General features: G+C 60.9%; 23 protein-coding genes and 1 pseudogene. 11 read left to right on the forward strand and 13 right to left on the reverse strand.

The window, feature by feature from the left end; all coding sequences use genetic code 11:
- Position 1: 1 nt before the first annotated feature.
- Entirely contained in the window at positions 2-409 is a 408-nt protein-coding gene (locus AC1DVW_RS06940) for a Ros/MucR family transcriptional regulator (RefSeq protein ID WP_477322039.1), read from the reverse strand.
- Between the two features lie 463 nt (positions 410-872).
- Between AC1DVW_RS06940 and AC1DVW_RS06945 the strand changes: the two genes are divergently transcribed.
- The 8 genes and pseudogenes from AC1DVW_RS06945 (at position 873) to AC1DVW_RS06980 (ending at position 8,671) form a co-directional block, all read left to right on the forward strand.
- Positions 873-1,742: a DUF6502 family protein gene (locus AC1DVW_RS06945; protein ID WP_477322041.1), complete on the forward strand. Its 870-nt coding sequence runs from the start codon at positions 873-875 to the stop codon at positions 1,740-1,742.
- Positions 1,739-2,791 (forward strand): DUF5666 domain-containing protein, encoded by a 1,053-nt coding sequence (locus tag AC1DVW_RS06950; protein ID WP_477322043.1) that lies wholly within the window; start codon positions 1,739-1,741, stop codon positions 2,789-2,791. The genes AC1DVW_RS06945 and AC1DVW_RS06950 overlap by 4 nt, the downstream gene beginning before the upstream one ends.
- A gap of 603 nt (positions 2,792-3,394) precedes the next feature.
- Positions 3,395-4,831, forward strand: coding sequence for a glycosyltransferase (locus AC1DVW_RS06955; RefSeq protein WP_477322045.1), 1,437 nt, complete (start codon positions 3,395-3,397; stop codon positions 4,829-4,831).
- Between the two features lie 231 nt (positions 4,832-5,062).
- Positions 5,063-5,344, forward strand: a pseudogene (locus tag AC1DVW_RS06960) (hypothetical protein); the annotation flags it as partial.
- Positions 5,345-5,686, forward strand: a complete 342-nt coding sequence (locus tag AC1DVW_RS06965; RefSeq protein ID WP_477322671.1) for a hypothetical protein — start codon at positions 5,345-5,347, stop codon at positions 5,684-5,686. It begins immediately after the preceding pseudogene.
- A 232-nt stretch (positions 5,687-5,918) separates the two neighbouring features.
- Positions 5,919-6,404 carry a hypothetical protein gene (locus AC1DVW_RS06970; RefSeq protein ID WP_477322047.1) on the forward strand — a complete coding sequence of 162 codons (486 nt, stop codon included), beginning with the start codon at positions 5,919-5,921 and terminating at the stop codon, positions 6,402-6,404.
- Between the two features lie 195 nt (positions 6,405-6,599).
- Complete coding sequence (locus AC1DVW_RS06975) at positions 6,600-8,039, forward strand: aldehyde dehydrogenase family protein (protein WP_477322049.1); 1,440 nt, start codon at positions 6,600-6,602, stop codon at positions 8,037-8,039.
- Between the two features lie 50 nt (positions 8,040-8,089).
- Entirely contained in the window at positions 8,090-8,671 is a 582-nt protein-coding gene (locus tag AC1DVW_RS06980) for a DUF1349 domain-containing protein (RefSeq protein ID WP_477322050.1), read from the forward strand.
- On the opposite strand, the gene AC1DVW_RS06985 is transcribed toward AC1DVW_RS06980, so the two are convergent.
- From AC1DVW_RS06985 to AC1DVW_RS06995, 3 genes are all read right to left on the reverse strand, one after another.
- The gene (locus AC1DVW_RS06985; RefSeq protein ID WP_477322052.1) at positions 8,662-9,972 is read right to left on the reverse strand and encodes a glucoamylase family protein; all 1,311 of its coding nucleotides are present in this window, start codon (positions 9,970-9,972) and stop codon (positions 8,662-8,664) included. The genes AC1DVW_RS06980 and AC1DVW_RS06985 overlap by 10 nt on opposite strands.
- A 78-nt stretch (positions 9,973-10,050) precedes the next feature.
- The gene (locus tag AC1DVW_RS06990; protein WP_477322054.1) at positions 10,051-10,797 is read right to left on the reverse strand and encodes an SDR family NAD(P)-dependent oxidoreductase; all 747 of its coding nucleotides are present in this window, start codon (positions 10,795-10,797) and stop codon (positions 10,051-10,053) included.
- 185 nt (positions 10,798-10,982) lie between these two features.
- Entirely contained in the window at positions 10,983-11,906 is a 924-nt protein-coding gene (locus AC1DVW_RS06995; protein ID WP_477322056.1) for a TIR domain-containing protein, read from the reverse strand.
- A 309-nt stretch (positions 11,907-12,215) separates the two neighbouring features.
- On the opposite strand from AC1DVW_RS06995, the gene AC1DVW_RS07000 reads away from it, so the two are divergent.
- Positions 12,216-13,493 carry an O-antigen ligase family protein gene (locus AC1DVW_RS07000; RefSeq protein ID WP_477322058.1) on the forward strand — a complete coding sequence of 426 codons (1,278 nt, stop codon included), beginning with the start codon at positions 12,216-12,218 and terminating at the stop codon, positions 13,491-13,493.
- Between the two features lie 19 nt (positions 13,494-13,512).
- On the opposite strand, the gene AC1DVW_RS07005 is transcribed toward AC1DVW_RS07000, so the two are convergent.
- From AC1DVW_RS07005 to AC1DVW_RS07015, 3 genes are all read right to left on the reverse strand, one after another.
- A complete protein-coding gene (locus tag AC1DVW_RS07005; protein ID WP_477322060.1) occupies positions 13,513-14,604 on the reverse strand; it encodes an acyltransferase family protein in 1,092 nt (363 codons plus the stop codon).
- Between the two features lie 169 nt (positions 14,605-14,773).
- On the reverse strand, positions 14,774-16,051 hold the full coding sequence (locus AC1DVW_RS07010; protein WP_477322062.1) for a polysaccharide biosynthesis/export family protein: 1,278 nt from the start codon (positions 16,049-16,051) through the stop codon (positions 14,774-14,776).
- 96 nt (positions 16,052-16,147) lie between these two features.
- Positions 16,148-16,825: a sugar transferase gene (locus AC1DVW_RS07015; protein WP_477322064.1), complete on the reverse strand. Its 678-nt coding sequence runs from the start codon at positions 16,823-16,825 to the stop codon at positions 16,148-16,150.
- Between the two features lie 609 nt (positions 16,826-17,434).
- On the opposite strand from AC1DVW_RS07015, the gene AC1DVW_RS07020 reads away from it, so the two are divergent.
- Complete coding sequence (locus tag AC1DVW_RS07020) at positions 17,435-17,707, forward strand: exopolysaccharide production repressor protein (RefSeq protein WP_477322642.1); 273 nt, start codon at positions 17,435-17,437, stop codon at positions 17,705-17,707.
- A gap of 26 nt (positions 17,708-17,733) precedes the next feature.
- Here the strand turns inward: AC1DVW_RS07020 and AC1DVW_RS07025 are convergent, their stop codons facing one another.
- The 6 genes from AC1DVW_RS07025 to AC1DVW_RS07050 all read right to left on the reverse strand — a co-directional run bounded on the left by AC1DVW_RS07025 (position 17,734) and on the right by AC1DVW_RS07050 (position 23,469).
- Entirely contained in the window at positions 17,734-19,578 is a 1,845-nt protein-coding gene (locus AC1DVW_RS07025) for an ABC transporter ATP-binding protein (protein ID WP_477322066.1), read from the reverse strand.
- Between the two features lie 7 nt (positions 19,579-19,585).
- Positions 19,586-20,569: a phosphoenolpyruvate carboxykinase (ATP) gene (locus AC1DVW_RS07030; RefSeq protein ID WP_477322068.1), complete on the reverse strand. Its 984-nt coding sequence runs from the start codon at positions 20,567-20,569 to the stop codon at positions 19,586-19,588.
- Positions 20,566-22,482, reverse strand: coding sequence for a lasso peptide isopeptide bond-forming cyclase (locus AC1DVW_RS07035; RefSeq protein ID WP_477322070.1), 1,917 nt, complete (start codon positions 22,480-22,482; stop codon positions 20,566-20,568). Before AC1DVW_RS07035 ends, AC1DVW_RS07030 begins: the two co-directional genes overlap by 4 nt.
- 3 nt (positions 22,483-22,485) lie before the next feature.
- Positions 22,486-22,902: a lasso peptide biosynthesis B2 protein gene (locus AC1DVW_RS07040; protein ID WP_477322072.1), complete on the reverse strand. Its 417-nt coding sequence runs from the start codon at positions 22,900-22,902 to the stop codon at positions 22,486-22,488.
- Positions 22,886-23,185 (reverse strand): PqqD family protein, encoded by a 300-nt coding sequence (locus AC1DVW_RS07045; RefSeq protein WP_477275737.1) that lies wholly within the window; start codon positions 23,183-23,185, stop codon positions 22,886-22,888. Before AC1DVW_RS07045 ends, AC1DVW_RS07040 begins: the two co-directional genes overlap by 17 nt.
- 131 nt (positions 23,186-23,316) lie before the next feature.
- The gene (locus AC1DVW_RS07050; RefSeq protein WP_477241176.1) at positions 23,317-23,469 is read right to left on the reverse strand and encodes a lasso peptide; all 153 of its coding nucleotides are present in this window, start codon (positions 23,467-23,469) and stop codon (positions 23,317-23,319) included.
- Between the two features lie 533 nt (positions 23,470-24,002).
- On the opposite strand from AC1DVW_RS07050, the gene AC1DVW_RS07055 reads away from it, so the two are divergent.
- Complete coding sequence (locus AC1DVW_RS07055; RefSeq protein WP_477322074.1) at positions 24,003-25,130, forward strand: nucleotidyltransferase family protein; 1,128 nt, start codon at positions 24,003-24,005, stop codon at positions 25,128-25,130.
- Positions 25,131-25,146 lie beyond the last annotated feature (16 nt).

Here is a 25,146-nt window from a genome sequence, read left to right on the forward strand (position 1 = left end):
TCTATCTCGGCCGTCGGCCGAGCCCCGTGGATTTGGCCAGTTTCGAGCGGGCTGCGGAATAGTTTGGTGCCACCATCGGGTAATCGGAAGGCAGGTTCCACTTTGTTCGATATTGATCCGGCGTAAGGCCGTATTCAACGGCAATATGCCGCTTCATCGATTTGAATTGCTTGCCGTCTTCGAGGCAGATGATGAAGTCGGGCATGATGGATTTTCTGACTGGAACGGCGGCTTTGAGTTCATCGGGCCGGKGAGCCGGAGCTCCAACGGAAATGACCTTGAGCGAAGTGTAGACCTGGCCGATGAAGCTGGGGAGATCGGCGGCGGGCAGGGAGTTATTTGAGATGTAAGCCGAAACAACATCGGCCGCTATAGAGACAAGTGGATCAAGACCATTTTGGTAAGTCATAGGGACGTCTCTCCGAAGGCATGCAGTTTTGTATCCGGGGATTTCTCGATGGCAGAATCTGCGGCGGGAGGCGCACCAACTTCGGTAGCCTGTTCTCAATCCTGCTTATGGTCGGCTTTGTGTAAGGTTTCTTCAAAAACGCCGCTCCTTTGGCAAGATCGCAGCTCGGCGGTTGCTGCCACTCAAGATTTCATTGTCGGATGACGCAAGGTGTGGGAAAATTTCACACATGTCAATCGGGATAAACTCCTCTTTCCAAAAGCGCAGTTTCCCCTTCATTGCCTTTCGCTGCCGGATCGGCGACTGGGGCTCTGGCTTTCAGTCATGGTTGGCGTGCAAATTCCGAAACTCAGCGCGCATCCGCTATCGGCATTTCCTTGACATCTTGTGGAAACATTTCCCACAGGCTAGTTTCGGTGCGAATTTTCGAGGGATGGATGGTCGACTTAGGTGAAGGACGGCGATGACCAAATCGGGTGGGCAACATCTGGATGCCGCCGGGGTGCAGGGCGCATTGAACAGGGTTCTGCGCCCGTTGGTGCGGTTGGCGATCAAGTGCGGCATGACGTTTCCGACCTTCGTCGATCTGTTGCGCCAGCTTTATGTCAATGTGGCGGAGCATGAATTTGCGCTGCCTGACAAGCAGCAGACGGACAGCCGGGTCAGCTTGCTGACCGGCGTTCACAGAAAGGAGGTCAGTCGGCTAAGAGGAGCTGGCGCTCCAGTGCGGGTCGTTCCCGACTCTGTTTCGAGGACGAGCGCCATTGTCGCGCGTTGGCTTGCCGATCCCTTGTTTGTCGATGCCAAAGGTATCCCATTGCCCTTGCTGCGCATGGGCGAGGCCGGAGAGGCGTCCTTCGCCAGTCTCGTGGAATCGGTAACGCGCGATCTGCGGCCGAGGGCCGTCCTGGACGACTGGCTCGATCGAAAGCTCGTCGAGATCGACGACGAAGATCGTATTGTCCTGTTGGAAAGCGCAATGGTGCCCCGAGGAGACGGCGAGGTTCGGCTTTACTACTTTGCCCGAAATCTCGGAGATCATGCGGCAGCCGCCGCAGAAAACGTCCTGGCTGACAATCCGCCGTTTCTCGAGCGTGCCGTCCACTATGACGGGCTGTCTGCCGAGCTTGCCAAGTCGCTGGAGACCTATAGCCGCGAAGTCGCCGTCGAAACGCTGCTCCGGCTAAACAAGTATGCAAACCAGGCTGTTCAAAATGATCCCGGTGGGACCAGCCGATGGAACTGCGGTGTCTATATCCTGACGTCGGACGGGACTTCGCCTGTTGCCGAAGAATTGCCCCAGCCCAAGCCTGCTGGCGGAGAGGCTTCATGAGTTGGCGGCCGACGAGGCGGGATCTTCTGACGCTCGGGGCGGTCGTGCCGACGATGCTTGTCAGTCTGCTTGCAAGAGCGTCAGAACAGCCGAAAGACCAGGGTATTGGCGGCACCGGTTGGACGGCGGGTACGGACAGCGATCAGGGCATCGGCGGCACCGGCATCGTCGGAACCATCCAGCGCTTCGGCAGTATTTTCGTCAACGGCGTGCGCGTTGGCTATCAGCCGGATGTACCGGTGTGGATCGACGGGGTCCGCGTCACCTCGAGCAGCCTGAAGGTCGGGCATGTCGTCCGCATCGCGGTGGTGCAGCAGGCGGGTCGCGTCATCACCCGCGCCATCTATGTCACCAGCGAGGTGGTCGGGCCTGTTGAAAGCGCGGCGCCCGGCTCGATGCGGGTCCTGGGGCAGCAGATCGACACCAGTCACATTGCTGAGGGATTGCAGATCAGCACGGGCGATATCGTAGCCGTCTACGGTGTTCGCCAGCCCGATGGGAAAATTGTTGCGAGTTTGATCGAGGCCAGACCTGATGAAGCGCAATATTCGCTTCGCGGCCTGGCAATCGTGAAGTCAGGTGCGTTGCTGGTCGGACGGCTCAAGATCGGACCGAAATCATCAGGGCTGGCAAATCGCCGGGTTCAGCTGACCCTGGCCAAGGTCGCGGGCGGATACAAAGTGGTGCATCTGGAGGCCGAGCCTCCGGTTCCGCAGAGCTACGTCGCAAGCGTCCTGTACGAGACGTTCCTGCAGCGCCAGGGACGCTGGCTCAAGTCAGGCCTGGGCGTCGCCATCGATGACCAAAATGGCGATTCGAATTCGACTGACAATGTCCGGGCGTTTCTCGATATCAGGTTTGACCGGGACGGGAATATTGTCTCGGCGTCACGCCAAGGGAATGCCGGCAAGCAATCGCCGAACCAACCCAACATGCCCGGTCAGCATCCCCCCGGCCCAAGCGGGCCGGGTGGCTCCGGCGCGCCCGGCGGACCAGATGGCCCTGGCGGCCCAGGCGGCGAACCCGGCGGTGGCCCCGGCGCACCCTAGCAGCCGGGCAGTCGAGCCGCCGCGCCGAGGGGGCACCCAAAGCCCTTCAAAATTGCTACCGGCGAAGGTCAGTTCAAAGGAAGCGTTGATCCGGCCGGCCTGTCTTCGGGGTAGCAAAGACAGGCCGGCCGGGGCAGCCGTTCGACGGGCTCGTTCAAGCGGGGGGAGCTCGCTCGAGCTCTTTTTGTGCGGCTGCTTTCGGCGGACCATACGAAGGACAGGGATCCGCCGAGACTTGGGGGTTCCGGTACGCTGAGGTTCCGGTCGCAGTCCCCTTGCTCCTCTTCTGCATCTGCATGACTGACCAAATCAGAATGTGGGAAATTTGCCCACAAGTCAATTCCTCGCGCTTCGTTTTCTGATGAGGTTCACGCGAATGGTGGCGGACGAGCCCCTTCGCGCCACTTGGTGTTGGGCACACTTGACGTGGGCAATTTTCCCACGTAGTACGGACTCGGCTCCTGGGAGAGCGGCTTAACAAAGCCGATACCCAGATCGAGGCTAAACAAGAGCGGCCGCAGTAATGCGACCCGAAGAGGCGTGAGTTCTATCTTGGCAACTGTGTTGCCCTGATAGTGCGGAAGCTTTACCAAGGGTAAATCATTGAAAACACTGTATATCGATGCCACCTTGCCGTTCCGCTGGGGGCCGCATCCGCCTGTTGGCATCCCTCGCGTCGAAACGGCACTCATTCGCCAGGCCCTTCGATGGAAGACCGCGCCGGTTGGTTTCTTCATCGTCGACTCCCAGGGGCGGGGTCAAACTTTGGGCGCAGCCGAGCTTCGCTATCTAAGGCAACTGGTTGGAGGTGAGCTGCCACAACCGGTTGAAGGGGAGGCGAGCGCGTATCTGGCGCGCCTCTGGAAAGTGCTGTCGATCATGCGAGCCGCGCCGTTCGTCTTTGGGCGCGAATTCGATCGTGTGGCGGCGATCTTCGTCTCGGGTTGCGAGAAGAGAAACGGGGTCAAGTTTCAGCTGTCCAAGGCGGCCATTCGCCTTTTCAAAGGCATGAAATTGTCCCTGCGCCAAAGGCGAGCCGACACAAAAGACCCGCTGAAAGATGAAAACGCCATCTGCTTTCTCTCCAGTGCGAGCATCCACGAGATTGCCTCGAAGAAGCTCAGCGGGAACATCAAGTCCGGCATCTTCACTTTGATGCACGACATCATCCCGATCGACTTCCCGCAATTTGTCGGTCCTCATCACGCGCGCAATTTCGTCCGCGACAACGCATGGCAGATGGAGAATTCGCACCTGCTCGTCTGCGTGTCCAAATACACCGCCGACAGGGTGAGCTGCCACGCAACGGCATCCAATCTTGAGCGGCTCCCGGAAGTCGCGGTTGCATCGCCGGGCGCCTTTCTAAGGGAAAGCGTCGCAGACCGACGGATGCCGCCCGAACGGCAAATCGAAGACCGAAAGTTCGTTTTGTATTGCTCGACGATCGAGATCAGAAAGAACCATATCCTGCTGCTCAAAGTGTGGCACCGACTGCTTCCTGTCTTGGGCGACCGACTGCCGATGCTCGTCCTTTGCGGCCGCTGGGGGTGGATGTATGAAGAGCTGGTTGCCTTCATGGCGCAGCATCCGGAGCTTGCCGAGCGTGTTCAGTTCCGCTCCAGTGTCACCGACCAGCAGCTGGCGGAGCTCTATCGAGGCGCTGAATTCAGCGTCTACCCTTCCGCTGTGGAAGGCTGGGGCCTGGGCGCGGCCGAATGCCTCGATTTCGGGCTGCCGGTTCTCATCTCGGACGCGCCATCCCTGGCCGAGGCAACGCAAGGATTGATGCCGACGATCCCGGCGCGCAACGTTGAAGCATGGTGCGCCGCGGTTGCCAAAGCCTGCACTGACCCGGTCTGGCTTGGCGAACTGCGTGCAACGATCGCCTCGCAATACCGTCCGATCCGCGAGCGCGAGTTTTTCGCAACCATAATCGACCATGTCGCCGCGCTCGGTTCCGGTGATCCCTCCCACCGGGTCCATGGGTCCAATTTCATGGCGACAGAGGCAAGGCAGCAGCCGGAGCGAATTGGCGGCTGAACAGTCTGCCTTTCGAGAATGCAACGGAAACCCACTATGAACATTTCAGCGCGCGGTAACTCATGGAAGCGGCTTGGCAATGATGCCGTCCGGGTTCGCGTCATGGGCACTCCGAGATCCGGCACGAACCTCGCGAAACACCTGCTCGAACGCCATCTCAAGATACCGGTCGTTTTCGACCAAGGGTTCTGGAAGCACGGGATCTTTCCGGCCCTGATGAATGGGCGCGACATGCACTATGGAGAATTGCCCATTGTCGTTGTCAGCAAGGACCCGGTGACCCAGCTTCTGTCGTGGTACCGCCTCGCCAGGAACAACACCATTTTCAGGCAGAGCAGAAGCCTCGGATCGTTCCTGAACAGTTCGTTTGAAATCAGGCAGGATTTTACCGAGCCGAAGCAGATGCAATACAGGTTTCGCAATCCGGCGGATTACTGGAACCAGTTTTATTTTGCCATGGACGCGCTTGGCCGTACCGGCGTTCCCGTGCATTTCGTATCCTATGAGCAACTAGTGTCATCGCCGGCCTTGTCCCTGCATATGATCTCTCATTTTCTGGGCCGGCCTGTGCCGTTCGACGTCCGCAGCATCGTGGAAATTCCTCGGCATACGCTCGGCGCCAGCAATGACATCGACCAGGCCGCAAGCCCAACGGAAGATCAAGCCCCGTTCGATCCCGCGCGTGCCGAACTGGCATCGGCCCTTGCCCGAATCGGATGGCACAATGCACGCACCATTCTGCGCGACATCGACGATGATGTCCTTGACGCCACGGGACGGGCCGGGTTTCGCAAAACCTGCAGGCAGGCGGTTGGCGCCAAGGCGATGCTGAGGTCGCTCGTCGGCTTCTGGTGAGGCTGGCCGGGCGGTTGCCGACGGTTACGGCTTCCTGACCGGTGGCAATGGTGGATGGTGGTCTTCAATTCCGCCGCGATCGTCTCGCTGGTCATGGCGACCCAACCTCATCGCCCAGACATGTGCGCCTTTGAAAATGTCGAGAGATAGCCGGGATCGCTCTTTTCCAGAGCGGGCGACGCTGTCGTGAGCTAAAAACGTCCTTGTTTGATTCGTCTCTTTTGGGAACGGCATGAGCAAGGCCCTCACTTCATTCGCATTGGTTGCCGTGCTGACGGCTTTGCTCATGGCGCTGAGCCTGGCTGTCGCCAGGCATGGCTATCCCTATGGCGTGACCGGCGTGAAACGCCTGGATGGCATCGCCGATGCCGGGTCGTTCATCCCGCTCGCCGCCGTCTACTTTTTCAGCGCCATGCTGATGATGATCCTGCCCATTCGAGCCGCCGGTGTCGTCCTGACCAATGCCGCGGACGTGATCTTCTGGGCGACGATCGCCCTGTTCGCCACCATTGTCGGCTGCCTTGTCACCAGATGGGCTTTCGGTCAGAGCAGCGTCCTATGGGCACTCCTGAACTGGCGGTTCCTGTTCGTCGCCGCCATCGTCGGGTGCCATTTCCTCATGAATGAGCTGCGGCGCAATATCCTGCTCAGAAGCCTGTTCCTTGTTGTCTTTGCCATCGCGACGCTGGCCTGCCTGTTCTGGTCTTTTGCGGGCTGACGGGAACCGATCTCGTTCCGACCTCCCAGCCAGGGTGACACGCGCGGGCTTTCGCCGGCGCGCGTCATCGGCTATCGAGGTTTGAAACGTCATCACACGATCGCTATTTGTCTGATAAATGACTTGGGCCAGAGATGACCGAGTGATAGATGACCCCGGCAGACGGCCACCAGCGAACCACGACAAGGAAAGACCATGACCCTGTTTCGTAAAAATCTGATCGACGGCGAATGGGTGGGCGAGGCCGGCTCCCGCAACATCAACCCTTCGAATACAGGCGACGTGGTTGGCGAATATGCCTCGGCCGGTGCCGAACAGGCCCTGCAAGCCATTGCGGCGGCGAAAGCCGCCTTTCCGGCATGGTCGCGCTCCGCTCCCTTGGTGCGCCATGCGGTGCTGAAGAAGGCGTCGGACGAGATCATGGCGCGCAAGGATGAAATCGGCCGGTCGTTGGCGCGCGAGGAAGGCAAGACGCTGGTCGAAGGCATTGGCGAGACCATTCGCGCCGCCCAGCTGTTCGATTTCTTCGCCGGCGAGACGTTGCGCCTGGCGGGCGAACTGGTTCCCAGCGTGCGGCCGGGCGTCGGCGTCGAGATCACCCGCGAAGCCGTCGGCGTGGTCGGCATCATCACGCCGTGGAATTTCCCGATCGCCATTCCGGCGTGGAAGATTGCGCCGGCGCTCGCCTACGGCAACACCATCGTCTTCAAGCCGGCGGAACTGGTTCCGGAAAGCGCCTGGACCATCGTCGACATCCTGCACCGCGCCGGCCTGCCCAAGGGCGTTCTCAACCTTGTCATGGGCAAGGGCTCGGTGGTCGGCCAGGCCATGCTCGACAGCCCGGATCTCAACGCCATCACCTTTACCGGCTCGGTCGGCACGGGAAAACGCGTCGCGGCGGCAAGCGTCGAGCATATGCGCAAGTTCCAGCTCGAAATGGGCGGCAAGAACCCGCTCGTCGTGCTCGATGATGCCGACCTTGCCGTCGCTGTCGACTGCGCCGTTAACGGCGCCTATTTCTCGACCGGCCAGCGTTGCACCGCGTCGTCCCGGCTGGTGGTGACGGAAGGCATCCACGATCGCTTCGTCGAGGCGCTGAAGGATCGCATGAGCAAGCTGGTCGTCGGCGATGCCCTGGACGCGAAGACCCAAATCGGCCCCGTCGTCGACGGCAGCCAGCTGAAGCAGGACGAGGACTATATCGCCATCGGCAGCAAGGAGGGCGGCAACCTCGCCTTCGGCGGCGAGCGGCTCGATCGCGAAACGCCCGGCTTCTATCTCCAGCCGACGCTGTTCACCGAAACCACCAACGCCATGCGCATTTCGCGCGAGGAGATTTTCGGGCCGGTCGCCAACGTCATCCGCGTCAAGGACTATGACGAGGCGCTGACGGTGGCCAATGACACGCCGTTCGGCCTCACGTCCGGCATCTGCACCTCGAGCCTCAAGCATGCCACGCATTTCAAGCGCAATTCGGAAGCCGGCATGGTGATGGTCAACCTGCCGACCGCCGGCGTCGATTTCCATGTTCCCTTCGGCGGCCGCAAGGGATCGAGTTACGGCCCGCGCGAACAGGGTCGCTATGCGGTGGAATTCTACACCACGGTGAAGACCGCCTACACATTCGCCGGCTAATCAACCGGCGATATGCTCACGCAGGACGAACCAGGCAGGCGAGCGGACGGATGACATCTCACCATGCCGACCTGACCTGGTTTAACCCGCCGCCGCATCACGCTTTCGGCGACAACACGGTCCATGTGCGCACCGGCAGGGAAACCGACTTCTGGCGCGAAACCTTCTACGGCTTCTGGCGCGACAACGGTCACTTTCTCTATCGGCCGGTCGAGGGCGATTTCAGCGCCGAAGTCACGGTCAAAGGGCACTATGAGGTGCTCTACGACCAGGCCGGGCTGATGGTCCGGCTGAGCGAAACGCACTGGATCAAGGCCGGCATCGAATACACCGACGGGCTGGCGTATTTATCCGTCGTCGTCACCAACGATACCTCCGATTGGTCGCTGGTCAGCATTGCGGCCGATCCGAACGGCGTCAGGATCCGCTTGACCCGCCATGCCGAGACCATCCGCATCCAGTATCTGGACGCGGTCGACGGCCATTGGAAGCCGGTGCGGCTGGCCTATTTCCCGCCCTCGAAGTCGGTCGATGTCGGCATGATGTGCTGTTCGCCGCAACGCGAGGGCTTCGAGGTCACTTTCACGGATTTTTCTGTCGGCCCGGCAATCCCCAGGGATCTTCATGACTGAGGAGCGCGCGCTGGCTGCGACAGCCAGCCGCCTGTGAAACCCGCCTTGCTCAGGCCGCGACGAATGGGCGGGCTTGACCGCATCAGCTCCCAGATCAGGCGCGAGCGGTGGTTTTCGATCATCAGCACGACGATGCCCTGGTCCAGGCCGTAGTGCCCTTCCGATATCCAGCCGCTCGGCCCAGAATTTCGCCGGTTCGCCAGCGTCGGGTTGAAGCCGCTTGGCATCCTGAAATTGTCGACCAGCTGGGGGTAGCGATCTTGGAGGTGGCGCAGCGCCGGTAGGCAGATTTCCGGGGCGAAGGGCAGCGATGCCAGACAAGACCATGGCGCAATCGTCCCATCGTCGGGGCCGAAGGGCGCGCCACGCGCCGCATAGCTGAAAAACTTGCGCGGCCGCCGTGCGATCCCGGCGCGAAAATTGCCGGGTCCGTCACCCGCCGAAAGGCCCCACAGCTCCTCGCTGTAGTCGTCATAGCCAAGCGGGTTCTGCCGCGCATAGTCGCGGTGGATATAGGTCGCGCGCCGGCTGTTTTCGAAATAGTCGGAGTTCTTGTCGCGCATAAATCCATCCCGGATGCCGGCGAAGTCGATCCAGGCATGCGAGAACTGGTGCATGAACAGCGGCCCGCCATAAAGCACGTCGCGGCCGTAGATCGTCTCCCACTGATAGGTCGACGTCCACGCTTCATAGCTGTCGTCCGAGGCCGGTTTGTCGGGCGAGGCCATCGCCAGCACGTAGAGGATCGTCGCTTCGTTGTAGCCTTCCCAGTCGGAATACAGAAAGCCGCTCTTTGGTTTCCAGCCCTGCCGCAAGGTTGGGCGGCGGCCTTGCGCCCAGCGCCAGTCGACGCGCCGGTAGAGCGCGTCGGCCAGGTGGCGGATCTCGGCCTCGTCTTCGCTGTCGCGTGAAAAATAGGCACCGGCCACCAGCACGCCGGCCATCAGCAGCGCCGTATCGACCATCGACAATTCGCAGCGCCAGGTGCGCAGGCCGGTCTGCATATCGAGGAAATGGTAGTAGAAACCCTTGTGGCCAGTGACGTCATCGCCATTGCCTTGCCGGCTGTGCCGGAAGAAACGCAGGGCGGCAAGGGTCAGCTGTATCGCAGCTTCGCGCGTCATCCAGCCGCGTTCGACCCCGACCGGATAGCAGGACAACGCAAAGCCGACGACCGCGATGCTTGCCGGCCAATTCGGCCGCGACGTGTCGGCAACCAGCCCATTCCAAGGGTTCACGGTTTCCAGAAAATAGCCGAAGGCCGCGCGCTGGAAGCGGTCGAGCAGATCGTCGTCGGACAAGGGAGGTTCAACGCCAGGCAAAGGAGACAAACTCCGGGCAGACCGCGGCTCCCGGCGTCGGGTCGCGCCTGACTTGCTTCAGTAGGTAGCCCGGCCGCCGGAAACGTCAAATACGGCAGCGGTTGTAAAGGAACATTCCTCGGAAGCGATCCATGCGATCAGTGCCGCCACCTCCTCGACCTCGCCGAACCGCGCCATCGGTATTTTCGACAGCATGAAATCGATGTGCTGCTGGCTCATCTGGTTGAAGATAGCCGTGCGCACCGCCGCCGGCGTGACGCAGTTCACCGTCACCTTGGTCCTGGCCAGCTCCTTGCCCAGCGACTTGGTCATGCCGATCACCGCCGCTTTCGACGTGCTGTAGGCCGAGGCGTTGGGGTTGCCCTCCTTGCCGGCAATCGACGCGATGTTGACGATCCGGCCGTAATTGCGTTCGAGCATATGCGGCACCAGTGCCTTGTTGCAAAAGAAGACGCCATTGATGTTGATGTCGATGACCCGGCACCAGTCGTCGATGGAATACTCCCAGGTCGTCATGTTCGGTCCGGTGATGGCGGCACTGGTGACCAGGATATCGACCGCGCCAAGGGCCTTGATCGTGTGTTTCGCGGCGTCTTCAACGGCCACGGGATCGGCAACGTCGATGGTCACGCCATGCAGGCCGGCAACGGTGGCCTGGGCCCGCTCGATCTGGGCGGGGTCGCGATCCCAGACACAAACACGTCCGCCCTCTTCGACAAGTCTCTGAGCCACGGCCAGGCCGATTCCGGAGGCGCCGCCAGTGATCACGGCCGAGCGTCCGGCAAACCGTCCTGCAAAACGCATGCTATCATCCTCCCGATCGGCGGCGACTGTGAAGTCACGTGCGGACAAGTTCAAGGCGGGATTGGAGCCGCCAAACGGGATACTGGTGGGCCAGCGATCGAGAGGCGCTCTTGGCGACATCTCTCCATACGGCGCTGGGTCTATGGCTCAGGCGAAGCGCCAGTGTCCCCAAACGCACGGAATTCTCAGGCGATCGATTTCCAATCGCTCAGCCGCTCGGCGATCAGCTCCACTCGCCGCTGATTGTCGCGCCCGTCCAGAATAGCCAGGTCTTCGGGATCGGCGCGCAGATAGACACCGGAGGTGCGCGCATTCAGCTCCGGGTTTGTTTCGGCTCGCGTCGTGAAGTAGCCTGATGCGCGCTCGGCGGACTCAAGCAGGATCTCCCCGGTTCCGTGCAGCTGCGGCGCATTCGCGTCCATCGGCCGCTCTCCGTTCCAGTAGTAGAAGATGCCAGGAGCCTGCTTTCTCTCCTTCGTCGCTTCGCTCCAGTATCTGGCTGACAGACTGCCGTTCTCCTGCCATGAGCGACCGGTGAGCTCCAGCGCACCGTCGCGGTCTCGCGAGATCCGTAAAAGGCTCACGGCGGATGGCTCCTTGGCGGTGCGCTCCGACAGGGAAAACTGCCACCAAAGGCCCTCGATACGAGCGACGCGGCTCTCGTTCTCGATTGCCTTGCGCAGCTTCTGGTTGACCACTCTCATCTCCGCGGCTGTCGTCGCGTCGCCGTACCGAACCGAGGTCAGGCCGAGGAGATCGCTTGGCAGCTTGGAGCCGTTCGCATGCAGGATAAACGTTCGGCGCATTCCGAGGACTCCGCCGAAAAGACCGGCTTCGAAGACCACATTGTCGCGTGGAGACGCTTGAGCGGAGACCGGCGCCGCCGATGCCGGCACGCTCGCGCTCGTCCAGTCGTCCTGGGCGAACAGGAAAGCGGCAAAGTCGACTTCACGCGTGAGCTCGAGGAGGCGCTCCAGGGTGGAGGTTCCGGGATTGAAGGACGTCGTCCAGGGTTCCACCTGCGCGACGTCGTCGAGCCCGCGTGTCAGCGCCTGCAGCAGCTTCTGCTGCTTTCCCGACGAGCCCAGGAAGATTCGAGGTTTATCCATCCGTTCCCTCCAGCCGGCAGCACACGCGGATCACTTTTCGCATATTGTATTCATCTCATTGATGACAGCAAACAGGATGATGGCGGACAGGTTGACACAGGCGAGCCGCATTCGCGCCATTCCTATGGTGCATGGTCCCGGCTACCGACCCGTTTGCCCGTGACACTTTTGCCGTTGAGTGACAGGCGATAGGGCGATAGGTTATATTGCACTGCACAATGGATGCCTGCCGAGCGGGCATCTCGCGGATAATCGCCGATCGGGCTCCGGCCCGTTCAATGGCTGGTGGATGAGAAATCCAATACAGATATGAAGATTCCAAAATCCCTATTGGTCGAGCCGGAAAAGAGCGCCGTGTACGGCAGCTTCGCTGTTGCCGTTTCGGTTTTTGCCTTCGCCTATTCCACCAATTTCGGCCCGATCCTGATCCTGGCCTACTATGCGGTCTGGCTGCCGCTCATCCTTGTGGATTACCGGCGGTTTTTGCGCCATCTCTCCGACGCCTGGCTGCCGCTGACTTTCGCGGCCTACATCTGCTTCTCGGTCTTCTGGTCGCATGCGCCAGGCATCACCGCGCGAGCGGGACTTCAGTACTTCTCGCATATCCTGTGCGCCTACATCGCCGCGCGCACGGTCAGCGTCCGAACATTGGTGGTGGGCTCGCTAATCGGGATTTTTGTCGTCCTGCTCTATTCGCTCAAAGTCGGGAACTACGCCGAGGACGTTCTCGACGGAACCTTCAATTTCGTCGGTGCTTTCGGCTCCAAGAACCAGGTCGGCTTCTTCTCGTCGCTCGGCATCTATCTCTGTTTCGTTTTCGTCGTCTTTTACCGGCGTGGCTGGCCAAGCCTGGTCTGGACGGCGCCGATAGGCCTGCTGTCGGTCTATATGCTCGCCATTGCGCATTCCGCCACCTCGGTGGCGTCGCTGCCGGCGGCGCTGGCGGTCGTCATCTTACTCTCCATGAGCAAGGTGCTGTCGCGCCGCTACCGACGGGTGCTGTTCGCGGTCGGTACCTGCACGCTGGTCGGGGCAGTCTTTGCCGCCCTGAACCTTGGTCTGCTGGATTTCGTGCTCGGCATCTTCGGCAAGGATTCGACCCTCACCGGGCGAACCTATCTCTGGGAGCAGGGCTGGCAAGCCGCCCAGCAATTCCCCATCCTCGGCTATGGCTATGCCGCCTATTGGGTGCAGGGCTTCGCCGAGGCGGAACGGCTGTGGGCCGAGTTCTACATCTCGACCCGCACCGGCTTCCACTTCCACAACACCTATATCGAGACGCTGGTCGAACTCGGTTTTGTCGGCGTGACGCTGATCGCTTTGGTCATCCTGCGGTCCTTCTATGGACACGTGTCGTCCGTAATCTTTCGCGACTGGCGGGCTGATTCGGTGGTCCTTGCCGGGGCCGCGGGCTTGATGCTGCTCCGCTCCTTCTTCGAGGTCGAAATCCTCGGCCCCTATTTCACCGCGTCATTCGTCGTCTACTACAGCCTGTTCAAGTTGCGCGAAGTGCCGGCGGTGCTGCCGCAACGGTCCTGGATTGCCATCCAGGAAGCGAAACCGAAAATGGCTGAACGCACGCAATGAGATAGGGACAGGGCAGCGCTCAGGCAATGGCACGCGAGCGCCGCATCATCTGCCGCTGCAGGAACCGCCGCACCGGTTCGTCATAGAGGCGCGTAGCGATGTCGCCGATGGCGATCACGGCCAGGGCCATGACGATGCCGAACCACGGGTGGTTCGCGAACGGATCGATGGACACGGCCTTGCCGGCGCCCGCGATGATCATCAGCAGCGGCGTGTGAATGATATAGATCGGATAGGAGATCCGCCCGAGCCAGCTGTAGAGCTTCGAAACGCGCGGGTGGGTTGGTGCCAGCGCTCCAACCACGACCATGATCGGAAACAGCAGCACCACGCAGGCCAGGTCATAGACCGGGCGCAAGGCGCCATGCGGCGCGATGGCAAAGATCACCAGCGTCAGCACAAGCGCGATCTCGGCGAAGTAGCCGGTTTGCAGGAAGCCCAGCCTGCCCTGATAGCGCCCGATCGATCGGCACAAAAGCACGCCGAGAAAGAACGAGAAACACACGCGCGGCAGGCCGCTGATGATGGTTTGTCCGGTCATGCCGAAGTCGAGCGTGCCGGCCACGGCCGCCGCCACCACCAGCAATGCGAGGCTGCCGGCGATGAGCGCTGTCAGCAGCCTTTTCGGCAGCACGAAGAACAGCAGGAAATAGGCGATGTTGACGATGAACTCGAAGAACAGCGACCAGGAGGCGGGGTTGAGCGGGAAGATCGTGTGATAGGCGCTGCCGACAAGCGGAATGAAAAACATGCCCGTCGTCAGCATGACGGCGATGTCCGAAAGCGGCAGGTACTCCGCAGGGATCAGCCGGTTTTTGATCAGCAGATAGAAAAAGCCCAGCAGCGTACCGGCAAGGTAAAGCGGATAGAGACGGATCAGCCGGATCAGCAGGAAAGTGCCGAACCCCATCCCGGTTTCGATCTTCCTGTCATAGGCGTGAGCGATGACAAATCCGCTCAGCAGAAAGAACAGGTCGACCGCGAGATAGCTCGAGGGCAGCACCTTGCCGTCGGTGATGAACGGAGAGAAATGATAGAGCATCACGCTGATCGCCGCCACGCCACGCAGCGCGTCGAGATTGAGGTACACGTGGCGGGGTGCCGGCTGCATTCTATGCCTTCATCAGCGGATCGCTGCGCGAGGTCTACAGCTGGTCTCCTGCGCCCGGCTGGGCGGCACTCGATGCTGCCTTCTCAATTCCTGCCGGCCGGCGTCGATGACGCCGGGCGTTGCCTACTGGCCGACAATCGTCATGCCTGCTGGCTGATCATTGTCATGCCTACTGGCTGGCCGTCGGCGCCAGCTTGACCTTGATCACGTCGCCCGGCAGCACTGGCGTGTCCTCCTTGGCGGCGATCTCGCTCGTCTTGCCGTCGACAATGCGTATCAGCGAATAGAGGAAGGTCGGTTCTGCGCCGCTCGTGATGGCAGCCGTCGTTGCGGGATCCGATGCCGCGGCCATCAGGCCTTTTTGCATACCCACCCTCAGCGTGGCTTCGTTCAGATCCGTCTCGGTCTGCTGGCGGTCGGCGGCGAGGCTCGAACTCTGGGTGTTCTGGGCATCGATGGCATCCTGCGTCGCCTTGCTGATCGACTGCTTGGCGGTAAGGATGGCCGTTTCATAATCCAGAACCTGGCCCTGAAGATTGGCGATCGATTGCTCCGAAGTCAGCACGCGCGTGTTGACGATCAAGCCCTTCTGTGCCAGCGGGCCGATGCTCTCGAGTTGCTGCTTGGCCAGGTCGACCTGTCGCTGCTGATTGACGATCTTCTTTTGCAGCGATTCGATTTCGGCCTGCAAAACGCCCTTCAGCTCATCGAGCGCCTGCAACTTCAGCTTCAGCTTGTTCTGGTCGGACGTCAGAATCGCCATTTCATCGGCGACGATAGCCGGCAGTCGCGGATCGTCTGCGACCTCCTTCGGCGGATCGAAGCTCGATTTGCCGGCAATGTCGGCATCGATACGAGCCCGCCTGACAAGCAGGCGAACCTGCTGGTCCTCGTAAATGTCGTAATTGCCCTTGGCGGTAACCAGGTCTTTGCCGATCTGGGGGCCGTAATCGGCGTTGCGCCTTATTCCCCCGGCAACGCTGATTGCCTTGAGTACGGTCAGCTCGGGCACGTAGGGAAACTGGCCGGGGGACTGCACCTCGCCTGAAATGTAGAACGGCCGGAACTGCACCATTTCCACCGACGCTTCCGGCTTGTCCGCAAGCGCCAGCTTACGCTGCAATGCCTGGCCGATCGCGGCGGCGATCTCCGAAGTGGTCTTGCCGGCTGCCGGCAGTTCGCCCACGAACGGGACCGACAAGGTTCCGGCGGGGCCGACCGAGTATTCTCCGTTTACAGCCGTCCAGTCGCGGAACGTGCCTTCGACCGTCTGCCATTCGGCGACGCGGATATTGAGCTTGTCCTGCGAGCCGAGACGATATTCGTCTGCTGCGGCCATCTGCGGGAAAGCGAGGGACAAAGCGAGCCAGGCGGCCGTGAGGCGGGCCGGCACCAAACGACCGGCAGAACTGCCGGTGCGAAAGAGGTCAAGAATATCTGTTTTCAACTGAACGTTTCCGATCCGCTTTGGCCCCATCGCCCGATGAGCTTGCTGTCGGCATCGCCGCGCCGGAATGGGCGGGTCAGGGCGGCTGCCGCCCGGTCAGTAGGATCCGCGCGACATCCACACGGCAGGCACGGTCTTGATGATGATGCGAAGATCCTCGAACAACGACCAGTTCTCGACATAGTGGCGGTCGAACGCGACGCGGCTGTCATAGGAAACGTCGTTGCGTCCGCTGACCTGCCAAAGCCCGGTCAGGCCGGGGCGCGACTTCAAATAGTAGACCGCGGCACTGCCATAGATCTCAAGCTCGTCGCGCACCACGGGACGAGGTCCGACAAGGCTCATATCGCCCTGCAGGATGTTGATGATCTGCGGCAATTCATCGAGGCTGAGCTTGCGCAGAACGGCTCCGACACGGGTGACGCGCGGGTCGTTCTTCAGCTTGCGGGTCGCCGTCCATTCCGCATTGGCGTCGGGATTGGCCGCAAGATAGGCGGCCAGCACCCTTTCGCCGTCCGGAACCATGGTGCGGAACTTGAGGCACGGGAAGATACGTCCTCCCCTGCCGATCCGCTTATGACCGTAGAAAATCGAGCCGCCGTCGGACAGCTTGACCAGAAGCGCAACCATCACAAACAGCGGGCTGAGCGCTACCAGGCCGACCAGTGAACCAACAATATCAAAACTGCGCTTGAGCAGACCGCCGATTGGTGGCGGAAAATCAATGCCGACCTGCGAAAAGCCCGCATTGGCCGACTTAGCGATATCCCTCATGCCGTAAACTCCATACGTTCAACGAATGGTTTACGGCAAGATATCAAAAAAATGCTGCAGCGCAACACACAATTTCCCATGCTGTTGAAATAGTCGCGTCATGAATTGACTAAATAATAAACTCGCTCTGCACAAAATTTCGCCTTTGTGGCACGTTTGTGACAAACCGTGAGCAAAATCAGGAAATCTAGTGTCTTTTCAAGGCCATCTTTGGGCAAATCGTTCTTTGGCATCGGCCAGGAAACATACATGTGCTCTATTTGAATGCGGAAAATAGGGATATTCGCATAAAATACTAATTAATATTGTGGCTTTTACTGGCGTTGGATTCATCTCCAGAGGTTGGCCATGATGCCTGCGTGTGCGCCGCAGCATGGCAGAGTCGATCTCTGAAGCCCATTCAAAATTAATTGCGTCTGGCCTTGCCGTCAGTTTCCCGCCTTAATAGAGTCGCAAATTATTTCTGTTAGAGTCTCGATAGGTTGGGAAAGGCCGGAAGCAACCGGCCGACAGCGGGCAAACTGATAAGCCCGCATGGCGAATGGGGAGATACTCGGGTGGGTAAGTCGTCGTTTTTGCATGCTCGGGCTGGTTGACGGGCCGCCGGTCATGTCACTGCCAAAATTCATCGTCGGAATGCTTTTCGCCCTCGCGATCGTGGTGGCATGGTCCTATGCCGACGGCGCGTCGCTTGCCACAACATTGATTCGCGTTGTCATCTGCGCGGTCATCATTCAGGTCGGCTACTTCCTGATGGTCTACGTCATGGTTGCCAGGAGCGCGCCGACGTCGGCCGACAAGGCCCGTGAAGCCGAAAGAAACCTGAGCGCGGACAAAGCCACCGAAGGCGAGAAATTCACCGCAAGGCGAAGCCTTCACTGATATTGCTCGAAGCCTGCGCAGCAACCTCAGGTCGCGTCGGCCGGCTCCCGCTCGGATTGCTCGCCTGAAAGCATCTGGGACAATCGGCTTCCGGCTTTTTCCTTCAGCCGCTGATACTGCCCGACCTCGACGATCCGGCCGTTTTCCATGGCCACGACCCAGTCGGCGAAGGCGATCATCGATGGCCGGTGCGCAATGGTCAGGATCGTCATCGAACCGCGCAGCCCGTCGATCGACTTGGCGATCAACGACTGGTTCTGCCAGTCGAGTGCGCTGGTCGCTTCATCCAGAATGAGCAGGGACGGCTTGCGAAGCAGCGCCCGCGCCAGCGCTATACGCTGGCGTTCACCGCCCGAGAGCCGGACGCCACGGTCGCCGACCACCGTGTCCAGTTGGTGTTCGAGCCGTTCGATAAACTCCGCGGCATGCGCCGATCGAAGTGCTTTCCAAAGATCGTCATTGCTGGCTTGTGGCGCGGCAAGGCGCAGATTTGCGGCGATCGTTTCGTGCAGCAGGAACACATCCTGCGGCACATACGCCACCTGATCGCGCCAGCGCCGGCGATTGGCGGCACTGATCTCGATGCCGTCGGCAAGAATTCTGCCTTGCGTCGGCTCGAGCAGGCCAAGCAGCATGTCGGCGATCGTGCTCTTGCCCGATCCAGAAGGGCCGATAAGCGCCGTCACCTTGCCGGCGGGAAGACCGAAGGTGATGTCGCTCACCACCGGCTTGCCGGTGCCGTCTCCGTAGGCAAACGAAACATTGCGTATGTTCAAACCCTTATCGAGTGACAGCTTTCCATTTGCCAGCGGCTCGGCATTCGCCGGTTCGCGCTCGGCGTCGAAACGCGTCTGCAGGTCACGCATCGAGGTGTAGGCCGGCAAATTGATCAAAACCTGCTGGGCCTGCGTCTGCATATCCATGAAACGCGGCGCAATGCGCATGAAAACCAGAAGCAGGACGACGATCTCGGCAAGCGAGAGGTTGAAGCGGACCAGCGCGATGTAGACGAACAGGCTCAGGCCCACGACGCTGGCCACCTGGAACAGGGCGGTGCCGATCGAGCTGTTGCGCACATAGTTGATATTGTCGGTCTTCATCCGTTCCAGCGTCGACTGGAGCTGCGCGAAATAGGTCGCCTCGACGTTCAGGCTCTTGGCCACCTTGATGCCGCCGATAAACTCCGAGACCGTGCGGTATTGCTCCTGGCGATTGGTCGTCAGGACCCGGCCGAATGCCGTGGCCCGGGCTCGAAACGGCCGTAGCGCAACAAACGTCAGCACGCCGATCACGATGGCGACCGATGTCATTATCGGCGAAATGAACAGCGAGACCATGAGGTAGCCGGCCAGAAGCACGGCGATCTGCACCAGCATCATCAGCGAGAAGGCCGCCGCCTGCACGCGGTCGATGTCGCCGGTCAGCGCATGGTCGAGGTCGGAACTTCGCATGCGCGCGAATATCCCCCAGCGCGCCTTGCCGATGCTCTCGAACAGGTTCATGCGCAGGCTGTTGATGAAATCGAGCAGAAGGCCGGCCATGTAAACGGATCTGAAGCGGTTGAAAGCCGCTTGCAGCGTGACCAGCCCGACGAGCATGCAAAGCACCGTCGTCAATTGCAGCGTCCCATCCGGCACCAGCCAGCGCACCATGTCGTTGTCAGGCAGCTTGATCGCGAAATTCTGATCGGGCCGCCCCACCAGATGCAGCAGAGGAACAAGAAGCAGGATCGAGATGCCTTCGGTCAGGCTTCCCAGGATCAGGAAGATCAATGCCGTCCAGGCCCTCCGCCCGCCGATCCGAGCGACTACGGAGCCGAACCCGGCGACTTCCCGCAACAGCGACAGGCGAAAGGGTGAGGATCCAGCCATGCTTTGCTCACCGCCGCCGATTGTCGGCCGCCAGATCCTTCTCGATCAGATCGACGGCTTCGCCGATGCGATCGAGGCCGGTCGGCACTTCAAGGCGACACACGCCGACATGGTCGGCCAACCGGGCGCATTGACGAAGATGCGTTGCGGCGAAGTCGCCGACCAGGGCCGGGCGGCCGAAGCGTGTCACGTAGGAAAACTTGATGATTGCCGGCAAGGCACCGAGGCCCGGCAGTGGCGATATCGCGGCCTTCTCGCCGCGCTCAAGGATATAGATCCGCGTCACCGGTATCGTGTCGCTCGAAAATCCGCCATGCAGCCGATGCTGGGTCTTGTCGATGGCAGGATGCACCTGCGGGCGCACTTCCGCCTGCCGGATCTGGATGGCGGCGGCGGCATCGGCGGCCAGTTTGAGCTGCGGAAAGCCCGGAACGATCATCGGCTCGGCGGCCAGATCGAGCGCCACGACATCGTCGGTGAGCAATCCATGCCCGGCACGGATCATCGCGCTCGCCGTCGTTGATTTGCCGGCGCCCTTGTCGCCCATGAAGATCGCGCTTTTGCCGCCGACGGCAATGGCGCTGGCGTGAAGGACGAGCAGGCCGCGCTGATGCAGCAGCAGCGCCAGCACCGGTCCTAGCAGCGGAAACGCGATCAATTGGTCGTCGATCCCCGGCGCCGGGTCCACGTCGATCCGGCAGGCATCGCTGATCAGAAATGCGCCGACCGCCGGCCATGCCAGATATTGCCAGTCTGGCTCGAAGCGAAAGGCGGTGCCGGCCTCGAGCAAAGGCACCGGCAAGTCGATCGGCCCTACCGCGATCACGATATCGGCCGTCGCCGGCTCGGCCGGCTCCAGTTCGGGCAACGCCACGTCCGAACTGATCGTCAGGCCGTAGGCCTTGTAGAAGCGACGTTGTCTCACTGCTTGGCCTTGCGGATGGACCTGGTCATGTAGGTCAGCGGCGAGCAGTGTGTTGCGAGGCATCATGCGGGACTCCCACCGTGCTGGAGTTGACGCAGCCAGAGCGACAGCGACGCCGAGCGCCAGACATATTGGACATCCAGCGGCGCTGCCTGGTCCGGCTGGCGCAGCAGCCGCGCATAGGCGGCGGCCACCACTGGCAGGTTGACATAGGGCGCGATGCGCCTGGCATCGGAGACGAGCACCTGCTCCAGGAGATCGCGGTGGTTGCCGAGCATGCCGTTGACGAGATTGGCGGTGAAATCGATCTTGTCGCGCCGCCACTGAACCGCAGCCGGCAACACGCCCTCCATGGCGCGGCGCAGCACATAGCGGCCAAAGCCGCGATTCAGCTTTTCCTCACCCGGCAATGCCAGGCAGAACTCGACCAGCGGCTTGTCCCAGAACGGATAGCGTGGCTCGACGCCGAAATTGGCTCCGGCCTTGTCGAGAACCTCGAACGCATGCGGCACATAGCCGTTTGAAAGGATCCAGCGATGCGTCAAGGACTCGCTGGCACTGACGCTTGGCGGCATATAGCCCGCCCTGTGAAATCTTTCGACAAGGTCGGTTCGCCTGGCCAGGTCCGGATTGATCAGATCGCGCCAGCTTCCACCGCGTGGCGTCGGCGCGCGCATCCTGTTGAGGATGCGGTTTGCCGCATGTCTGAGCTTGGCGATGCGCCATGCCGGCCCGTAAATGGTCAGGAACTGGAAATACAGGCCGAGCATGCCGTCGCCATAGGTGTCGGCGGCGCCGCGCATCTCGCGCCACAGCTCCATCCATTTGCCGGCATTGGCAAGTTCGTGCAGATGGCCATGGCCTTGCGAAACGACCTCGTCGCCGCCATGGCCGTCCAGCAGCACCTTGATGCCCTTCGCCCCGGCAGTCCTGTAAATGCTGCGGGTCAGCGACAGGCCCGGCGCCAGGAAGGTTCCTTCCTGCTCTTCCAGGATGCGGTCGAACTCCGCGAACGGCGCGTAGTTGCCGACGGCGATCAGCGTCCCGTCGACCTTTTTCTGCTCCAGCACGGCATCGATGAAGGGACGTTCATCCATCGAGGAGCCCTTCTCGAAGATCAACGAGAAGGTGGGCAGTCGCGGCCTTCGCTCAGCGGCATTCTGCAGGCCGACGACGCAGGCGATCGAGGAAGAATCGAGGCCGCCGCTCAGCATCGCGCCGACCGCCGAGGTTCCCCGCATCCGGTTGCGGACCGACTGTGAAAACAGATGGCGAAATTCCTCGGCGGCATCCGATCGCATCGGCCTTTGCGACGGCTCGATCTGCCAGTACCGGCGCAGCACCACCTGGCTGCCCGTGACCGTCAGACTGTGGCGGGCCGGCAAGCGGAAGATTTCGCTGTAGTGGGTGGACTGCGGATCGTCCGGAAGTCCGGCCAGAAACCCTGATATCTGATGGTCGCTGACGCGCGCACTGACCCCGTCGACGCCGAGGATCGGCCCGATCTCCGAGGCAAAGACGAAACGCCGGTCACTCGAATGGTAGTAGAAGGGTTTGACCCCGAAATGATCGCGAGCGCAAAACAGCGTCTGGCGTTCGCTGTCCCAGATGGCGAAGGCGAAGTCGCCTTGCAGATGCACGGGACAGGCCTCGCCCCAGCGCAGATAGGCACGCATCAGCAATGTGGCATCGGCAACCGAGTTGTCCCTGATGCCCAGTCTCGCCAGCAATTCGTCGCGATTGTCCAGCCGGCAGTCGGCGGTGATCGCCAGTTTGCCGCCGCCCATGGTCAGCGGGCCGGGGCCGGCTTCGTCCGTCGTGTTGAGCCAAGCGTGGCCAAGAGCGACGCTTGGGTCGGTCCACCACGAACTGCCGTCACGAGCCCGGTGATGCATGCGCGCAAGCATCTGCTGGATGTCGGCCGCGGCTGCCGCCGGCGCGTGCCCCTGCCTGAGCAGAATTCCAGCGACGCCGCTCATCGGCTACTGACCGTGGTCGACGAGATGGGCGAACCTGTCGATCGAGCCGCCGAGCACGATCTGGTTGCCGCTCATCAGCCAGGCATGCGCTTTCAGTTGCGTGCCGGTGTCACGTTCGATGCCGATGCGTATTTTGGAAGCGTTGCCCTGGCGGGCAAGCAGATATTGCCCGGAAAGCGCCTGGGTGAGGCAGCTGGCATAGGGGACAAGGCGAGCCGCTGCGGCCACGCCCCAGGCGACGCGCCGCAGATCGCCGATGCCGGCCGGCTGCTGCGCATCCAGCCGCGTCACCATGCGGCGAATGTGATTGTAGGAGAGCAGTGTCAGCCCCAGCCGTACTGCCGCGACCACCAGAAGGCAGCGGGCGAGAAACAGCATTTCCGAACCACTGAGGGAGAGAACCCTAGGCAAGTTCCTCATGGTGGAGCCTCGCAAGTCCTGAATCGGCCAGGCCCTTCAGCAATCCGTCGACATCGGCCTTGCAGCGCGCGGGGTCGACATTGTAGCGCGCGAGCACGGCGCTACGGATTTCAGAGATTGGCCTTGGCTCCTGGATCAGCTCCCAGATATAGGCTCCGACGCTGTTCAGGCTGTAATAGATGTTGGACTTCAGGTCGAGGATCGCCAGCCCGGTGCCGAATTCGCAGGCTACGGCATCCTCGGTCGCGCTGACGCGATCGTCGTCTGATGGATTCCAGCTCATCCTAAAACCTCGGTTACAATACGCTTCGGGAGTTCCAGGGGAGGGAGAGGGCCGGGTGATCTTGTCCCCCGGCCCTCCATTATCACTCGCGTCCAGAGCCCCAACGTCGTCACTCTGAGACGAAAGTAAGTTCAAGAGAACGTGAGTTGGCTGATCGGCGTGTGCGCGGGGAATGCCGCGTCAATCGCCGTATTGCCGCCGCCGCCCTGGGTGATGGTTTCAATAGAACCATGAACCGTCAGGCTTGGCGTTTCGTACTCTTGCTTTTCAACATTCTGTTCCATGTTACTCTCCAATAAGGACTGGAAACGGCCTGTCGAGTGCCGGCAGCGCGTTCTATGCTGCATTGCAATAGCTGCATGTGCGTTGTGTATGAGTCAAGCCTGATTTACCAACGGTTAATCAATTGTTGGTTGCGCTTGCCTCCAACAGTGATCAAACCGTTGGCAGTCACATCCTAGTCTCGCCTCACAAACGAATTCAACGGCGCATCCGTGCCATCTAAATAAGCATATGATTTAATTACGATAAATGTTTCCTCCGAAAGTGACTGCTTTTTAAGCAACTCGAAATATGCGCCAAAATAGTGCAAATCCCGGCCGATTTGCGGTTGCATCTCCCAACAGCGCTCGGGATTTTGGCCGCGCTTTCCGCCCGTTTGCGAGGTTGCGCCTGTAAACGCTCTGGTTGCAAGAAAATCCGGCCCGAAGGAAAAACTGGACGCCGGGAACGATTTTCGCGATGCTTTCCTTCGCACTTGCAATATAACACGGCGTGAGAACACGGCGTCCGAATTTTTCCGGAGACTTTGCGTAAAATGGCCTTGCAGGAAGGTTCCTACGAAAGACTGCGTGCCGCCGACTGCGCCGATGAAGTCGCCTATGTGCAGGCGTGCCTGAGGCTTTATTTCGCTTCGGGGTCGGGCGCCGGCACAACGTCTGTGCCGGCCATCTCCGCTGCCAGCATCGCCGACATCGCCAGGCTGAACAAGGTCGCGACCTTCGTTCTGAAGGCATTGTCGCGCACGCCGGCAAGCGAAGCGCCGCCCGGACTGCTTGAATGGCTCGACACCTATCGCAGGCGCACGGTTTCGATGAACTCGTCCTGCATCATGGACTCGATTGCGATCGACAAGGTGCTGCGCGACAAGCATATCGATTTCGTCTTCCTGAAGGGTCCGTTTCAGCAGCATTTGCTCTATGGCGACCATTTCATGAAGCCTTCCGGGGATGTCGACATCCTGGTGTCGCCGACCGGTTTTTTCAAAGCCCGTGAAGCGCTCCGCTCGATTGGCTACGAGGTCGCCGGCAAGTCCCGTTCCGTCTGGTGGGTTCGCTTTCTGGGCGAGCAGCATATGGTGCGCGAGAGCGGGCCAAAGCCCTCCACCGTCGATCTCCACTACCGGCTCCAGCAGCCCGGTTCGCCGAGTCCGCGCGATACCGATGGCTTTCTGCGGCGCAAGCGCTCTGTCGCCATCGCCGGCGCCAGCATGCCTTTCATCTCGGCTTCCGACACCTTGCTGCTTTCCTGCATCAGCGTCGCCAAGGCGCTTTTCAATCGCGAACCCTGTGCAGGCTATGTCTGCGATATCAGGGCCAGCGCCAGCCGCCTGAGCGAAGCCGAGCAGCAAAATGTGCTCGACTACGCCGCGGAGCAGGGGCTGGCCGACACGCTGCTGCTCGGCCTGCGCGCCGCCGACGTACTGCTTGGCGGCACCGGCACGCTTCTGTCGGAGCGGGCCACCCGCATTCTGTCGCGCATTGGCAATGAAGATCTGTTCCACATGGTCATTGCGCCCTGGCTGTCGTCCTTGCGATGGCCCCAGCGGCGCACGGTGCTGTGGGAACTGTGCGGTCGCGAACCCGTTCGCTATCTGACCGAGGCCGGCTGGGCCGCGTCCGCCGATCTCAGCCGGCGTCTTTTCGAGCGGCCGCAACGTCAATGAGCATGGGGGTACGGAA

Source organism: Mesorhizobium sp. P3_B5 (genome assembly GCF_056402815.1).

Bases quoted from the DNA above. Each gene is read 5' to 3' on its own strand.
- AC1DVW_RS06945 (WP_477322041.1), top strand. From the start codon at position 873: ATGACCAAATCGGGTGGGCAACATCTGGATGCCGCCGGGGTGCAGGGC.
- AC1DVW_RS06950 (WP_477322043.1), top strand. From the start codon at position 1,739: ATGAGTTGGCGGCCGACGAGGCGGGATCTTCTGACGCTCGGGGCGGTC.
- AC1DVW_RS06970 (WP_477322047.1), top strand. From the start codon at position 5,919: ATGAGCAAGGCCCTCACTTCATTCGCATTGGTTGCCGTGCTGACGGCT.
- AC1DVW_RS06975 (WP_477322049.1), top strand. From the start codon at position 6,600: ATGACCCTGTTTCGTAAAAATCTGATCGACGGCGAATGGGTGGGCGAG.
- AC1DVW_RS06980 (WP_477322050.1), top strand. From the start codon at position 8,090: ATGACATCTCACCATGCCGACCTGACCTGGTTTAACCCGCCGCCGCAT.
- AC1DVW_RS06990 (WP_477322054.1), bottom strand. From the start codon at position 10,797: ATGCGTTTTGCAGGACGGTTTGCCGGACGCTCGGCCGTGATCACTGGC.
- AC1DVW_RS06995 (WP_477322056.1), bottom strand. From the start codon at position 11,906: ATGGATAAACCTCGAATCTTCCTGGGCTCGTCGGGAAAGCAGCAGAAG.
- AC1DVW_RS07000 (WP_477322058.1), top strand. From the start codon at position 12,216: ATGAAGATTCCAAAATCCCTATTGGTCGAGCCGGAAAAGAGCGCCGTG.
- AC1DVW_RS07005 (WP_477322060.1), bottom strand. From the start codon at position 14,604: ATGCAGCCGGCACCCCGCCACGTGTACCTCAATCTCGACGCGCTGCGT.
- AC1DVW_RS07015 (WP_477322064.1), bottom strand. From the start codon at position 16,825: ATGAGGGATATCGCTAAGTCGGCCAATGCGGGCTTTTCGCAGGTCGGC.
- AC1DVW_RS07020 (WP_477322642.1), top strand. From the start codon at position 17,435: ATGTCACTGCCAAAATTCATCGTCGGAATGCTTTTCGCCCTCGCGATC.
- AC1DVW_RS07025 (WP_477322066.1), bottom strand. From the start codon at position 19,578: ATGGCTGGATCCTCACCCTTTCGCCTGTCGCTGTTGCGGGAAGTCGCC.
- AC1DVW_RS07030 (WP_477322068.1), bottom strand. From the start codon at position 20,569: ATGATGCCTCGCAACACACTGCTCGCCGCTGACCTACATGACCAGGTC.
- AC1DVW_RS07035 (WP_477322070.1), bottom strand. From the start codon at position 22,482: ATGAGCGGCGTCGCTGGAATTCTGCTCAGGCAGGGGCACGCGCCGGCG.
- AC1DVW_RS07040 (WP_477322072.1), bottom strand. From the start codon at position 22,902: ATGAGGAACTTGCCTAGGGTTCTCTCCCTCAGTGGTTCGGAAATGCTG.
- AC1DVW_RS07045 (WP_477275737.1), bottom strand. From the start codon at position 23,185: ATGAGCTGGAATCCATCAGACGACGATCGCGTCAGCGCGACCGAGGAT.
- AC1DVW_RS07050 (WP_477241176.1), bottom strand. From the start codon at position 23,469: ATGGAACAGAATGTTGAAAAGCAAGAGTACGAAACGCCAAGCCTGACG.
- AC1DVW_RS07055 (WP_477322074.1), top strand. From the start codon at position 24,003: ATGGCCTTGCAGGAAGGTTCCTACGAAAGACTGCGTGCCGCCGACTGC.